A 14,873-nucleotide genomic window follows, 5' to 3' on the forward strand; every position below is an offset into this window, starting at 1 on the left:
TGATTGATTTATTTCTTTCGGCGTGTTACCTAAGTTAGGGCATTAGCTGAAAAGGGAGTTTTCCCTTTTCGGCTTTTTTTGTTTTAATAAAAACTTACGTAATAACATATATTATTATAAAAGAATTAATCGTCAGAAAGAAAGTCATAGCAATTATCTAATTTTATTTATTAATTAACTATTTTTTCTTTACAAAATTAATAGTAATAGGAGTGTTGAAAAATGAGTAAAGAAACTAACAGAACCTTAGCTTTCCTTCAAAAAATAGGTAAAGCCCTCATGACACCAGTTGCAGTAATGCCAGCTGCAGCAATATTGCTTAGATTAGGTCAAAGCGATGTTTGGGGATGGACAGGAAATGCATATTTAATGAAAAATGGTATTCCAATAATTGCACAAGCTGGAGATGCTATTTTTGGTACATTATATCTTGGTAAAGGACCAACAGCTACACCAATATCAATCCTAGGATTATTATTTGCAATTGGTATAGCAATAGGTCTTGCTGAAGAAAACAATGGAGTTTCAGCATTATCAGCAGCAGTAGGTTTCTTAGTATTACAAAAAGTTGGATCAGCTATAAATCCAGCTATAAACATGGGAGTTTTCGCAGGTTTCATAGCCGGTATAACCGCAGGACTTTTATATAACAAATTTAAAGATATCCAATTACCACAATTCCTTGGATTCTTTGGTGGTAAGAGATTTGTACCTATAGTTACCTCTTTCTTGATGATTGTGCTAGGGGTAGTGGCAGGATATGTATGGCCATCTATACAAAACGGTTTAGATGCATTTGGTAACACAGTTGCTAATGCTGGCCCAGTAGGAACTTTCGGATTTGGACTATTAAACAGATTATTAATTCCATTTGGATTACATCACGTTATGAACTCAATATTCTGGTTTGCATTTGGTACATTTACAAATGCAGCAGGCGAAGTAGTTAGAGGAGATTTAACTAGATACTTTGCAGGGGATCCAAACTCAGGTGCATTCATGACTGGATTCTTCCCAATAATGATGTTTGCATTACCAGCTGCTTGTTTAGCTATGATTACTGCAGCTAAAAAAGAAAAGAAAAAAGAAGTTACAGGTATGCTTTTAGGTATAGCATTAACTTCCTTCTTAACTGGTATCACAGAACCAATCGAATTCTTATTTATGTTCCTAGCACCTCCTCTATATGCTATCCATGCAGTATTAACTGGAGTAGCAGGAGCTGTAACTTATGCATTAAACATGAAATTAGGTTTTGGTTTCTCAGCAGGTTTCATAGATTATGCTTTAAACTTCAGTAAACCAAATACTCATAACCCTATAGGTATTGCTTTAGTAGGTGTTGTATTTGCTGTTATTTACTACTTCATTTTCTTATTCTATATTAAGAAGTTTGACGTTAAGACTCCAGGTAGAGAAGATGATGATGAAGCTGTTACTGATACAAAGAGTAGTGCTTCAAAGTCTAGCAAATTATCTGATAAAGCAGAAGTTATATTAGCTGCAATAGGTGGAAAGAACAATGTAGAATCTATCGATGCTTGTGTAACTAGAATAAGATTAACTTTAAATGATACATCAAAATTAGATGAAAAGGCTTTAAAACAAGCAGGTGCATCAGGTATATCAAGACTTGGTGAAAACAATGTTCAGGTTGTTGTTGGAACATTAGCAGATCCACTTGTTTCACAAATAAAGAAATTAATGAATAAATAATTTTTATTAAATGAATAACTATTGACTCAATTAATTAAGAAACTATTTAATTAATTAAATGACTAATTAAGTATGTGAATAAATAATTAATTAAGAAAATAATAGAGTATGACATTAAAGTTTTGACTTAAATTTCAAGAAAATATAGCCATATCACCGAGTTTCAATTTGGTGATATGGCTTATTTAAATATCAAGAATACAACTTTGAAAAATGAAGATATTGAAGTACCAATTCGGATTTAAATTTATATTTTTAAATTCTTTTACAAAAAGCCGTGAGAGTTTTTAAGATAGATTGCGGTTCGAATTTGTACATCTGTACATATTAAACGACAGGAAAGAAATAAAATTTATTTTTCTGTAAGAATTTTTTCACTAATGTTCAAATAATGTAGATGTGCGAAAAACTGACTGAAGAAGGTCACTTCAATCAGTTTTTACAACATATAAGAATTTGTTAAATAAATGTTGGTACTGATTAAAAACATTAACATGTGGCAAGCATTAAGAGGATAGCTCAATTATTAAATTTTCTTAGAGAGGTGTTCCTTTTGCTACAGCATGACGTTGAATTAAAAAAGTTTGATCTGCATACTAACAAGGTTCTAAAAAGAGATTTTTATAAAGATAGAGTTGTAGAAGTTTGCCCAATTTGTGAATCAAATTGGTATATTAAATATGGTTTTTATAATGGAATTCAAAGATACAAATGCAAAGTGTGTCAAAAAACCTTTTCCCGTACAACTAATTCATTGTGGAGTTATTCAAAAAAGAATGCTAGAACTTGGATGGAATTTACTGAATTAATGACAGAAAATAAGACTTTAAAATTTTGCGCTGAAAAGCTAAATATAAGTATTGGGACAGCTTTTTATTGGAGACATAAAATACTTCAAGCGTTAAGTCTAGATTCCATTCCAGATACTCTATCGGGAGTTGTACATGTAGGAAAAGTTATTATAAAAGAAAGCTTTAAAGGATGTAGAAATGCAGAAATAATTGCTTCATCAACTCCAAGAGAGGACATTTGGGTTATTGGTGCAAAAGGACAAGAAGACTCTATGTTTATAAAACCGATATTTAAATATCAGTGGGATCGAAGAGCTTTCAATGAGAAAGTTTACTGCAAAATAGAAAAGAAATCATACATTGCACCATATGGAGACAGATATATAAATTCAGTTGCATTAAGACATAATAGAAATAAATCAATTAAGGTAGAAACCGAGTATAGAATAAAATATCTTTGGCCAAATTTGAAAAAGTGGCTATCAATCTTCCATGGGGTGGCATCAAAATATCTGAAAAGATACCTTAGTTTCTTTATAATCATGAACTTGGATAAGGTGCTTGATTACATGGATTTGATATATGATAGATTATTTGAAGGAAATAGATTTATAAAAACTGATGAAATAAGAATCATAAATTCACTTTTTTAAAGAAGCTATAGCTTAATATGATTTCGAATAATCCATGAGAGGTATATCGCCAACTCGGATGTTTATTTGATTATAATTTAACATTATTAAAGATAAACTCTTGCTGGTGATGAGAATTAGTAAAGTTGTAAGAGACTTACAGCATTATAAAACATTAATAATACTGTAGAGCGGCTACTGTGACTTTAAAAAAATTAAAAAGAATGGAGAGTAGTATGACTCTGAAGAAATTAACAAGACTGCAGAGCAGCCACTAGTACTCCGAAGAAATTGATAAGCTTTTAAAACAGTTAAGATCACTATGAAGTGATTAAAAAGAGATATAATTTTATTCGAAAGCTGTATCTAAAACTCTATTGGGGTGTGATAGGTTCGGGGAAGATTATTTAAAACACAAATTAAGGTACAAGGTTGTCCACTTATCTATGAATTTTTAACAACATTTAATTGATAAATAATTGTATAAAGAAAAAATAGATTGTAGGCATAGAGATATGGAAGATAATGGTGTGTTTGTTCTGCTAAAATACACGGATATAACTACCATCCTATTTGATCTAGTAAATATTTTAATAAGAAAAACAGATATAACATGGTGATTTTGTAATATATGTTCATATATTATTGAAAACTTCCTTGTAAATTGCTATAATTAGCTTGTTTTGAGTTAAATATATATGTATGGACATAATGCAATTTAAATAGAGGTCTTTGCTATTTTAGCGTAGACCTTTTTTGGAGAGTGAACCAATGTAATAATTATTTATGGTATAATATAATTTTACGCAACGTTTAAGATTATTATTGAATTTAAGAAATGGTTTATGTTGTTCATTAATAAAGGAGGATTAGCTGTGGCAGATTTTGTTGAAGAAATAGAGAAAAGACGTACCTTCGCTATAATTTCTCACCCAGATGCAGGTAAAACTACACTTACAGAAAAGCTTCTATTATATGGAGGTGCTATAAGACTTGCAGGATCAGTAAAGGCTAGAAAGGCATCTAAGCATGCTGTTTCTGACTGGATGGAAATAGAAAAACAAAGAGGTATATCAGTTACGTCATCGGTTATGCAGTTTAACTATGATGGATATTGTATTAATATATTAGATACACCTGGACATCAAGACTTCTCAGAAGATACTTATAGAACCCTTATGGCAGCAGACAGTGCAGTAATGGTAATTGATGCAGCGAAGGGAGTAGAAGATCAAACAAGAAAGCTTTTCCATGTTTGTTCTTTAAGAGGAATTCCTATATTTACGTTTATAAATAAGATGGATAGAGAAGCACAAGATCCATTTACATTATTAGAAGATATAGAAAGAGAACTTGGAATAAAATCATATCCTATGAATTGGCCTATAGGTTCGGGAAAAGATTTTAGAGGAGTATACGAAAGAAATAAGAATTCTATAGAGGTGTTTAACGGTGGAAACCATGGACAGACAGCAGTAAATGCAGTTGAAGGTGATGTTTCTGATCCTGTATTTAAAGATCTTCTAGGTGAAGGGTTACATAATAAGCTAATGGAAGATGTTGAGCTTCTTGATATTGCAGGAGACGATTTTGACATAGAAAAAGTAAGAAGTGGAGAGTTATCACCAGTATTCTTCGGATCAGCTCTTACAAACTTTGGTGTGGAGCCATTCCTAAGAGACTTCTTAAAGCTTACTTCTTCACCACTTCCAAGAAAATCAAACCAAGGTGAAGTAGATCCTTTCAAAGAGGAGTTTTCAGCCTTTGTATTTAAGATTCAAGCAAACATGAATAAAGCTCATAGAGATAGAATAGCCTTTATGAGAATATGTTCAGGAAAGTTTGAAAAGGGAATGGAAGTTAATCATGTTCAAGGTGGTAAAAAGTTAAAGCTTGCACAACCTCAACAATTCTTGGCTCAAGATAGAGAAATTGTTGAAGAAGCATATGCTGGAGATATAATAGGTGTATTTGATCCAGGTATATTCGCTATTGGAGATACTTTATGTGCCAATAGTTCAAAGTTTAAGTTTGAAGGTATACCAACCTTTGCTCCAGAGCATTTTGCAAGAGTAAGACCAGTTGACACAATGAAGAGAAAACAATTTGTCAAAGGTGTAACTCAGATAGCTCAAGAAGGGGCTATCCAAGTATTTAAGGAATACTATGTTGGTATGGAAGAAATTATAGTTGGAGTTGTAGGTGTACTTCAATTTGAAGTTCTTGAATACAGATTAAAAAATGAATACAACGTTGATATTAAGATGGATAGATCTTCTTATAGATATGTAAGATGGATTGAAAATGAAGATATAGATGTTGATAAGTTAAACTTAACTTCAGATACAAAAAAAGTTAAGGACTTTAGGGATAGAAATCTTCTTATATTCCAAAATGACTGGGGTATAAGCTGGGCTCTTGATCATAATAAAGGTCTCGTACTTTCTGATATTGGTAAGACAGAAGAATAATTTTTAAAAATTATTTTATAAAAAGTAAATTTAACACTAATAGTATTTTAAATTAATGCTATTAGTGTTTTTTATTCTTTAGGAAATTATATCTCAATTATATTTGTGGGCAATTATGTAAATAAACTTAAGCATAGTATAAAATTAAAGAATAAAAAAAGACAAAATAGGCGAGAACGCTTTTAATATATTTAATTAGTTATTGATTTTTAAGAAAAAATCAATAGTAAATAATAATAATATGTGATATAATGTCGAATCAAGATTATAAATATTTCATATATATACATATATTGAGAGGTAATGAGAATGAATGTAAAGGAACTTCTTTCTTTTATAGCTTTTATATTTTATATTTATATAGGTGTATATTCTTTTTTTAATATAAAGAAGAATATTGAGAGCCTTTTATTCTTAATTATTTGCGTTAGCTTAGCCTTTTGGTCTTTTGGGTATGTTTATGCTTATGGAAATGTGGTGAATTCGGACTTTTGGACTAGATTCTCCGCAATAGGCTGGATATTTTTCAGCGCATCAACTTTACATTTGATCCTACGTTTTATAGATAATAAGATATTTAATAAAGTATCAACACAGTTTTTATTATATGTGCCAGCAATTATAATTTTTTATATGAGAGTTATAATATGGGGAGAGATACAGGTATCTCAAAGGTTACAGAGATTTTATAGTTTATATGATATTGTTTATAATAATGGATATTTGACTATAGCCTTGATTCTTGTAGCACTTTGGAGCTTAAAGCAGACAAGCATCAGAGAAAGAAGCCAAGGTAGGCTTATATTAATAACTGGAGCAATTTCTTTTCTTTTAAACATTATTGGAGTAATATCTGTAAATACAATTCATTTGAAGTTATTTCCAGCGATAGGACAAGTATATGCAATTCCTATGATATTAGGAATATATTACTCAATTCTTAAATTTCATTTTTTGAAAATTTCTCCAAATATAATTCTAGATGAAGTGTTAGAGGAAATGATGGATGTATTTTTTCTTTTATCCCCAGAGGGAAAAGTAACAAAGATAAATCATAGAACTGCTGACATAGTGGGAATACCAAAAGGCAAGATAGTAAATAAGCATATTGCTAATTTTTTTAAGGAAAGAGATGTTATATTAAATTTAGTGGATATAAGAAATACTGCAGAAAGAATGATTGAAGAAGTAAACCTAATTGATAGAAATTTGGAATTAAAACCTATGCAAATCTCTGTTTCTAGAATTTCTGATAATTTAACTAAGGAACTTATTGGAATTGTTATAATAGGTCATGATATTACTGTAAAAAAACAGCTAGAAAAACAAGTTATAAAGCATGAGGAAATGCAACTAAGACTGACACAGCTGGCTTACCATGATTCTTTAACAGGTTTAGCTAATCGTAAACATTTTGTTGAGAGGTTTGAGGAAGCAATTTCAAAACACAATATATCTATAGAAAAGCTTGGAGTAATTTTTGCAGATTTGAATGATTTCAAAACAGTTAACGACACTTATGGACATGAGATTGGAGATTATTTGCTTTGCCAAGTAGGCGACAGGTTAAAAAAGGCATTAAGTGAAAAGTCATTAATAGCTAGATTAGGTGGAGATGAATTTGCAATCTTAGTGTATGATATTTTAAGTTTTGAAGATTTGAATAAAGTGATGAACAGCATATCACAGGTATTTATTGAACCTGTAATTAGAGATAATATTAGCTTAAGGATTTCGGCTAGTTTAGGAGCTAGTATTTTCCCTGAAGAAGGTAGTACAGTGGATGAGCTAATAAGTAGGGCAGACAAAGAAATGTATAAGATGAAGAATCAAAAAAAGCTTGCACTTAAATAAAGTGCAAGCTTTTAATTTATTCCAAATTAATCATTTCTATGATTTTTTCTGATCTTTCTTTTGTATTACCTTCAATAACTTTATAATTAACATTTTCTGAATCTAAAAAGTGCTTTATAGCATAATCAATGCCTTCGGCGGCAGTTTCATCTTGCCATCTTACGCCATCTTTAGTATATCCAAATTCTCTTGGCACAAAGAAGATATGGTCATAATTGTCCAAATCTCTAAGAGCAAGAGCGTAAAGGTCCTTTAAGATTTCCTTATCTTTTGAAGTTCTTTTTTTATCACCTAACATAAAACGCCCATATATGTATGGTACAAAAGTAGCATAATCAGTTACAGCATAATCAAAACTACTTAATGAATCTTCTATGTTTTTTTGTCCTAAATAAATACCATATTGTTCAGCGATAGATTCTATCATGCCTTTTTCTCTAAGGTATTCAGTACTGTATTCACTTGCAGCACCTACATTTAAACCTTTAATTTTCAAATCTACGTACAGTTGTTGTATTAATGTGGTTTTTCCACACCTAGGACCACCTAGAATTGCAATTCTAATTGGCATCATTAAACCCCCGAATAAATAATTTCCAACTCAAATCTGGAATCTATAATTTTGTGAAAACAAGGTTATTATAGCAGTTTTGGACATGATTTTCAATTATGTAGATGTTCTAGATCCTTGATTTAAAAATATGTCAGCAATAATTTCAGAACCGAGATGAGTTTTGAAAACAAATTTCAGATTAATGTTTTTAATCTTTATATGAATTCAATGTTTTTATTAAGGTTTATACCTCATTAGTATTAATAAAACATCTTAGAATAAAAGAAGATATTATACATCATTCTAATGAACTTACAAGGAACTAAATTGATTTAGTACAAATAAATATCCTTACTTTAAATAACACTAATGAAATTAATTAAACTTCATGGTATAAATCGATTATTTAATATAACAAAGTTCATCATTATTTTATAAGGAAGTGATAAATCTTGTTATTAAATGCATTAATAACTGTTATGAATATATATTCAAAAAGTATATGGACAGGCTTATAATTATTTGTATGAAATTGCCAATTAGCTAATTAAAGAGAATTCATTATTAAAACTATATTAAATATTTATTTTAGAGTAAGTATAGCAATGTATGAAATAAGGCAATAATTATTATATGTAAAAAATTACATAAAAGTGTGAATAAGTTAAAAAAACAATAATATAATTTATTAAAATCATAAGAAGTATATGATGAAGTAATATCTATAGGAGGGGTAATATGAAAAAAGTAAAGATGCCTAGACAATATAAATTTGCTGTTATTCTATATTCTGTAATAAGTATGGGGGCTGGAATTGCATTAACGATTTTAACTAGATACAACAGTAGCTTTAACAATGATACTTTTACAAAGCAAAAGTTTGAAGTAAGTATAGCCATAATAGTGATAGGATTTTTGCTGCTGCTATATGGTATATTTTTCATTAAGGGATATAAGAAGCCAAAGAAAGTAAAGGTTTTTGCAGATTAAATTATTAGAAAACTCAATATATTATAATATACAAAAAAACGAGTGAAATCGTTTCAAAATAAAGGTGTTCTGGTATAGAAGTATATTTCCATTTAAAAGTAATCTGTACATAAGTGCTATAATGAACTCGTAATAATTTTACGGGAGTTGAGTATATATGTACAAACTAATTGCAATAGATATGGATGGTACTTTACTAAAAGAAGATAAGACGGTTTCTGATATAACTAAAAGAGCGATAGCAAGAGCTAAAAAAAGAGGCGTAAAAGTTGTACTTGCTTCTGGAAGACCTATTGAAGGTATAACTAGATATTTAGAAGCTTTAAATTTAATTGATGAAGATGATTATGTATTAAGCTTTAATGGAGCATTAATTCAAAATACAAAAACTAAGGAAGTAATTTCAAAGAATATATTAAAAGGTACAGATATAGCATACCTTTATGGACTAAGCAAGGAATTAGGAGTAAACATACATGCTTTTGATAAGACAGGATGTATAACTCCTAAGATGAGTAAATACACAGAAGTTGAAGGAACTATAAATGGTATTGATGTATCAGAAGTTGACTTTGATAAGGTAGATAGTGATGCAGATATATCAAAGATAATGATGATTGATGAGCCAGAAATACTACAAGCAGCTATAGAAAAGTTACCAAAAGAAGTTTATGACAAGTACACAGTTGTTAGAAGTGCTCCTTACTTCTTAGAATTTTTAAACAAGAAGAGTAATAAGGGTGAAGGTGTTAAAGCCCTTGCAGACTACCTAGGTATTAAGCAAGAAGAAGTTATTTGTGTAGGGGATGCAGGTAATGACTTACATATGATAGAATTTGCAGGACTTGGTGTTGCCATGGGCAATGCTTTCGATGAAGTAAAGCAAATCGCTAACTATGTAACATCAACTAATGAAGATGATGGGGTTGCTGAAGTTATAGAAAAGTTTATATTAGCTTGCTAAAGCTAAAGATATACCGATTCCATCATTGGACTCAAAATAGAAATTTCGATGAAGCGACAAAGCTTTATTTGATAAAATTAAATATGAATTAGTTTAATAGAAAAGAATTGATCAATTTGTTTTACAGTTGATCAGTTCTTTTTTTACTATATTAAGAATCAAAAAAATCATGTTAGCTGAACCGAAGTGCTTCAATGGTTTTAGAAGTTTTATGGCTATATAGTAAAAAACAGAACTTATTTACAGAAAAGTTTCCCTATAAAATATAACAATTCCTATACAGCTTGAAATATCCTTTTACATTATTATTGATATTAGATATCATATATATAATAAGAAATAATAACAGAAATTATAATAAGTTTTTGCATATGGAAGGAGAATATTTTGCTATTAAAAAAATTAAAAATAGGACAAAAATTGTTTTTAGGGTTTGGAATTGTGACCATGATCATGATTATGGTAATAGCATATTCATATATAAATTTTCGAAAAGAATCAGAAGCTGTGGATTGGAGTGTTCATAGTTATAAGGTGATTAGTGAATCTGATGCTATACTTACGAGTTTGATTAATATGGAGACCGGTGCAAGAGGTTATGTAATAACTGGTGATAAAACTTTTTTAGAACCCTTTTATAAAGGGAAAGTTGATTATCAAGATCACTATACGAAAATGCAAGAACTGTCTAAAGATAGTCCAGATCAACTTATAAGACTTGCTATGGTGGATAAATACTATAAGGAATGGTCTGAATGGGAAGATAAAGATATAATAGCTGTCAGAGAAAACGTTTCTTCTGGAACATCTCAAATATCTGATTTAATCAAAACTATTCAATCAGGATTCGGCAAACAAAAGATGGACAGTATACGAGGAGTTCTAAATGATATTAATCAGAAAGAATATAAGACCTTAGGGGAGAGAGATAATGCTTTAAAGATAATGGAGAGGCAAACCCAATATATTATGACCTCAGGTGGTGGATTTGCAACAATACTCGCATTTATTATAGCGGCCTTAGTAATTAGAATGGTTGTTAATCCTGTGAGAATTGTTACTAATACTTTTAAGGAGATAGCTGAAGGTGATGTAGATCTAGAAGTTAGATTAAATATAGATTCAAAAGATGAATTAGGGGATATGTCTAAAAACTTTAATAAATTTATGACGAAGCTTAAAGAATTAATAGACGGAAATAAAAATGAAACTTGGTTAAAGGTAGGAAAAGCAGAACTAAATGAACATATTAGAGGAAAACAAGATATTGAAGAATTATCTAGAGATATTATTAAGCATATTTCAAAATATACTGAAGCTCAAATTGGGGCGCTTTATATTAGAAATGAAGATGAAGTGTTTAAGAGAATCGGAAGTTATTGTTATAGGGAAAATGAAAAAACAATAAGTGAATTTAAATCTGGAGAGGGAATTGTAGGACAGGTAGCTTTAGAGAAACAACCAATAATAATAAGAGATGTGCCAGAAGATTACATGAAAATAGTTTCTGGATTAGGGGAGGTATCGCCTAATAATATATTGGTAGTTCCTTGTATGTATGAGGGAAATGTTGAAGCAATAATAGAAATTGGTGTATTGGGTAAATTAAGTGATTTAAAATTGCAGTTTGTTAATCAAATAAGTTCAAATGTAGCGATGAGTATAAATTCATTAAAAGCACAGATTAAGATGAATGAATTATTAAACAAGACTTTAATACAATCCGAAGAGCTACAGGCACAACAGGAAGAGTTAAGACAAAATAATACTGAACTAAGCCTACAGACAAAAGCTTTAAAAGCATCAGAGGAAAGTTTGCAGGTTCAACAAGAAGAACTGAAAATGATAAATGAAGAATTAGAAGAGAAAACACAAATACTAGAGGAACAAAAGAAAAATATAATAACCAAGAATAAAAATTTAGAAAAAGCTAAACTAGATATTCAAGAAAAAGCTGATGAACTTGAATTAGCTAATAAATATAAATCAGAATTTCTGGCTAATATGTCTCATGAGCTTAGAACTCCATTGAATAGTATATTGGTTTTATCAAAACTACTTGGAGAGAAGAAGCTGAATGAGCCGGTCACAGAGAAGCAACTTGAATATGCGAAAACAATTAATTCATCAGGTAAGGATCTATTGAATATTATTAATGATATTTTGGATATATCAAAGGTTGAAGCGGGAAAGTTAGATATTTCTATTGAAAAAGTAGATATATATGATTTTGTAGATCAATTAAATAGATCATTCATGCCAATAGCTAATGAAAAACAAATTAAGTTTAACATACAATTAGGCAAGCATTTGCCTAAATTCATAAATACAGATGAACAAAGACTTAAGCAAATAGTGAATAATCTATTGTCAAATGCTTTCAAGTTTACTAGTGCAGGAGAAGTTGCTATAAATATAAGTTCTTCCAGTAAGTTAGAAGTCAGTGATACTCATCAAGAAAGCCAGTCTTTTAAACAGGAAAGATGCAAGTACATAAATATATCTATATCTGATACGGGTATAGGTATACCAAAAGATAAGCAAGATATAATTTTTGAAGCCTTTAAACAAGCAGACGGAAGTACCAGTAGAAAGTATGGAGGAACGGGACTGGGGCTATCTATATCTAGACAACTAGCGCAACTTCTTGGTGGAGCAATAACACTAGAAAGCGAAGTGGGACGAGGAAGTAACTTCAAACTAACTATGCCTGTGGATTATTATAATAGCTTGGAATCCGTAGATATTAGCGATGATAATATAAATACTGATATTTTAAGAAAAGCTTCATTGGAAGTGGTTGCAGAAACTGATTTTATAAATTTACCTAAAGAAGAGGCTATAGCAAACAATCAATATAAAGATATAATAGCATATGATGAAAAATCAATACTTATAATTGAAGACAATGAACAATTTGTAAGCGTTCTTTCGGAACTTATTATTGAAAAAGGTTATATGACAATAGTAGCATTAAATGGACAAGACGGAATAGAGAAAGCTATTAAGCATAGACCTCAAGCAATACTACTAGATATAGGACTTCCAGATATAAATGGATGGAAGGTTTTAGAGATGCTTCAACACAATATTGTCACTAAGAACATTCCAGTACACATAATATCCGGTAGAGAAGATATCATGCAGCGTAAGGATATGAACAACTTAATTGGTTATCTAAAAAAACCAGTGGATATGAATGAACTTAATACAGTGTTTATTAAGATTGAAAAAGAAAACTTAAAACAAGGTAGCAAGGTTCTTATTGCTAATGAAAGTGATGATGAAGCTGCTGCAATTGTTAACATCTTAGAGGAAAAAGGCTGTAAGTGTTATATTTCAAATAGTGGATCGGAAGTGGAAAGCCTTCTGGGGGCTCATAAATTTGATTGCTTGATTTTAGATCTGCAACTTAAAGATATGGGAGCTTTAGAGCTATTGACTAGGCTAAGATATGATAATTACATAACTATACCTATAATAATATACACCAATAAAAGAATTGCAAAAGAAGACGCAGAAAATCTTAACAAGTATGCAGATAGTATTATAATAAAAGGAAATTATTCTGTTGAACGATTGATTGATGAAGCTAGCTTGTTTATACATAGCTTAGATAATAAAAGCAATAGTAAAGATATTGAATTGAAAGATATAGATTACGATAAAGAGGATTGTCTAAAAGATAAAAAAGTTCTTATTGTAGATGATGATATGAGAAATGTATTTGCTCTTTCAAATATTTTAGAAAACAATGGTCTGAAAGTAATTGTTGGACGAAATGGTAATGAAGCTATGGAAAGGTTTGAGCAACATCCTGATACAGATTTAGTTTTAATGGATGTAATGATGCCAGAGATGGATGGATACGATGCTATGAGAGAGCTGAGAGAAAAAGAGAAAAATCGAAGAATACCTATAATAGCAATAACTGCAAAGGCAATGAAGGATGACAGACAAAAATGTATAGAAGCTGGTGCTGATGATTACTTAACCAAGCCTATTGATATGGATAAACTTATTTCACTTTTAAGGGTGTGGTTATATAAATGCTAAAAGATCTTGATATATATAAACAAGAAAATGAAGATATAGAAATTTCACTTTTACTTGAGGGAGTATATTTAAAATATGGATATGACTTTAGAAACTATTCTAGAGCACACGTTAAAAGAAGGATTCTTAAGAGGATGCTTGAAGAAAACATAGAAAGTATATCCTATATGCAATATAAAATCCTATATGACAAAAGCTTTTTTTATAGAATGCTAGGAGATCTTTCTATAAATGTTACTGAAATGTTTCGTGATCCTAGTTTCTATAATGAGTTTAGAGAGAAAGTTGTGCCTATTTTAAAAACATATCCCTTTGTTAAGATATGGCATGCTGGCTGTTCTACCGGAGAAGAAGTTTATTCCATGGCAATTTTATTGAAAGAGGAAGGCTTGTATGAGCAAACACAAATTTATGCCACAGATTTTAATAACGAAGTTTTAAAAAAAGCTAAAGAAGGCATATACTCTATCGATGATATTAAAAAGTATACTTACAACTATCAGAAGTCTGGAGGAAAAAATTCTTTTTCTGATTATTACATAGCAAAATATAATTCTGTGATAATGGATCAGGCACTTAAGAAAAAAATAACTTTTGCTGATCATAACCTAGTAACTGATGGAATCTTTGCTGAAGTGAATGTTGTAATATGCCGTAATGTTCTTATATATTTTAATGGACAACTACAGGATAAGGTACTGGATTTATTTTCAGATAGTTTATGTAATGGAGGATTTCTTTGTTTAGGCTCAAGAGAAAGTATTAAACACTCAAATAACATAGATAGGTTTAAGGAATTTGATTATTCGGAAAGAATTTATAGAAAGAAGTATGGAGAATGATTTA

The 14,873-nt window shown here is 30.1% G+C and carries 9 protein-coding genes; 8 read left to right on the plus strand and 1 reads right to left on the minus strand.

All coding sequences use genetic code 11. The annotated features are described in order from the left end of the window. Positions 1-222: 222 nt before the first annotated feature. The 4 genes from bsdtw1_RS01050 to bsdtw1_RS01065 all read left to right on the plus strand — a co-directional run bounded on the left by bsdtw1_RS01050 (position 223) and on the right by bsdtw1_RS01065 (position 7,464). Positions 223-1,716 carry a PTS transporter subunit EIIC gene (locus tag bsdtw1_RS01050; RefSeq protein ID WP_183275747.1) on the plus strand — a complete coding sequence of 498 codons (1,494 nt, stop codon included), beginning with the start codon at positions 223-225 and terminating at the stop codon, positions 1,714-1,716. A gap of 553 nt (positions 1,717-2,269) precedes the next feature. Continuing rightward, a complete protein-coding gene (locus bsdtw1_RS01055; RefSeq protein ID WP_183275748.1) occupies positions 2,270-3,160 on the plus strand; it encodes an IS1/IS1595 family N-terminal zinc-binding domain-containing protein in 891 nt (296 codons plus the stop codon). Between the two features lie 854 nt (positions 3,161-4,014). Further along, entirely contained in the window at positions 4,015-5,610 is a 1,596-nt protein-coding gene (locus bsdtw1_RS01060; protein ID WP_183275749.1) for a peptide chain release factor 3, read from the plus strand. A 309-nt stretch (positions 5,611-5,919) separates the two neighbouring features. Beyond that, the gene (locus bsdtw1_RS01065) at positions 5,920-7,464 is read left to right on the plus strand and encodes a diguanylate cyclase domain-containing protein (protein ID WP_183275750.1); all 1,545 of its coding nucleotides are present in this window, start codon (positions 5,920-5,922) and stop codon (positions 7,462-7,464) included. A gap of 16 nt (positions 7,465-7,480) precedes the next feature. On the opposite strand, the gene bsdtw1_RS01070 is transcribed toward bsdtw1_RS01065, so the two are convergent. Further along, on the minus strand, positions 7,481-8,035 hold the full coding sequence (locus bsdtw1_RS01070; RefSeq protein WP_183275751.1) for an ATP/GTP-binding protein: 555 nt from the start codon (positions 8,033-8,035) through the stop codon (positions 7,481-7,483). Positions 8,036-8,755: 720 nt separating this feature from the next. Between bsdtw1_RS01070 and bsdtw1_RS01075 the strand changes: the two genes are divergently transcribed. From bsdtw1_RS01075 to bsdtw1_RS01090, 4 genes are all read left to right on the plus strand, one after another. Continuing rightward, positions 8,756-9,007 carry a hypothetical protein gene (locus bsdtw1_RS01075; protein ID WP_183275752.1) on the plus strand — a complete coding sequence of 84 codons (252 nt, stop codon included), beginning with the start codon at positions 8,756-8,758 and terminating at the stop codon, positions 9,005-9,007. A gap of 157 nt (positions 9,008-9,164) precedes the next feature. Next, on the plus strand, positions 9,165-9,971 hold the full coding sequence (gene yidA / locus bsdtw1_RS01080; protein ID WP_183275753.1) for a sugar-phosphatase: 807 nt from the start codon (positions 9,165-9,167) through the stop codon (positions 9,969-9,971). Positions 9,972-10,358: 387 nt separating this feature from the next. Further along, on the plus strand, positions 10,359-14,027 hold the full coding sequence (locus bsdtw1_RS01085; protein WP_183275754.1) for a response regulator: 3,669 nt from the start codon (positions 10,359-10,361) through the stop codon (positions 14,025-14,027). Further along, positions 14,021-14,869, plus strand: a complete 849-nt coding sequence (locus bsdtw1_RS01090) for a CheR family methyltransferase (protein WP_183275755.1) — start codon at positions 14,021-14,023, stop codon at positions 14,867-14,869. Before bsdtw1_RS01085 ends, bsdtw1_RS01090 begins: the two co-directional genes overlap by 7 nt. Positions 14,870-14,873 lie beyond the last annotated feature (4 nt).

The organism is Clostridium fungisolvens, assembly GCF_014193895.1.
GTDB lineage: Bacteria > Bacillota > Clostridia > Clostridiales > Clostridiaceae > Clostridium_AR > Clostridium_AR fungisolvens.

Coding starts and splice junctions, on each gene's coding strand:
- bsdtw1_RS01050 (WP_183275747.1), top strand. CDS start 223: ATGAGTAAAGAAACTAACAGAACCTTAGCTTTCCTTCAAAAAATAGGT.
- bsdtw1_RS01065 (WP_183275750.1), top strand. CDS start 5,920: ATGAATGTAAAGGAACTTCTTTCTTTTATAGCTTTTATATTTTATATT.
- bsdtw1_RS01070 (WP_183275751.1), bottom strand. CDS start 8,035: ATGCCAATTAGAATTGCAATTCTAGGTGGTCCTAGGTGTGGAAAAACC.
- bsdtw1_RS01075 (WP_183275752.1), top strand. CDS start 8,756: ATGAAAAAAGTAAAGATGCCTAGACAATATAAATTTGCTGTTATTCTA.
- yidA (WP_183275753.1), top strand. CDS start 9,165: ATGTACAAACTAATTGCAATAGATATGGATGGTACTTTACTAAAAGAA.
- bsdtw1_RS01090 (WP_183275755.1), top strand. CDS start 14,021: ATGCTAAAAGATCTTGATATATATAAACAAGAAAATGAAGATATAGAA.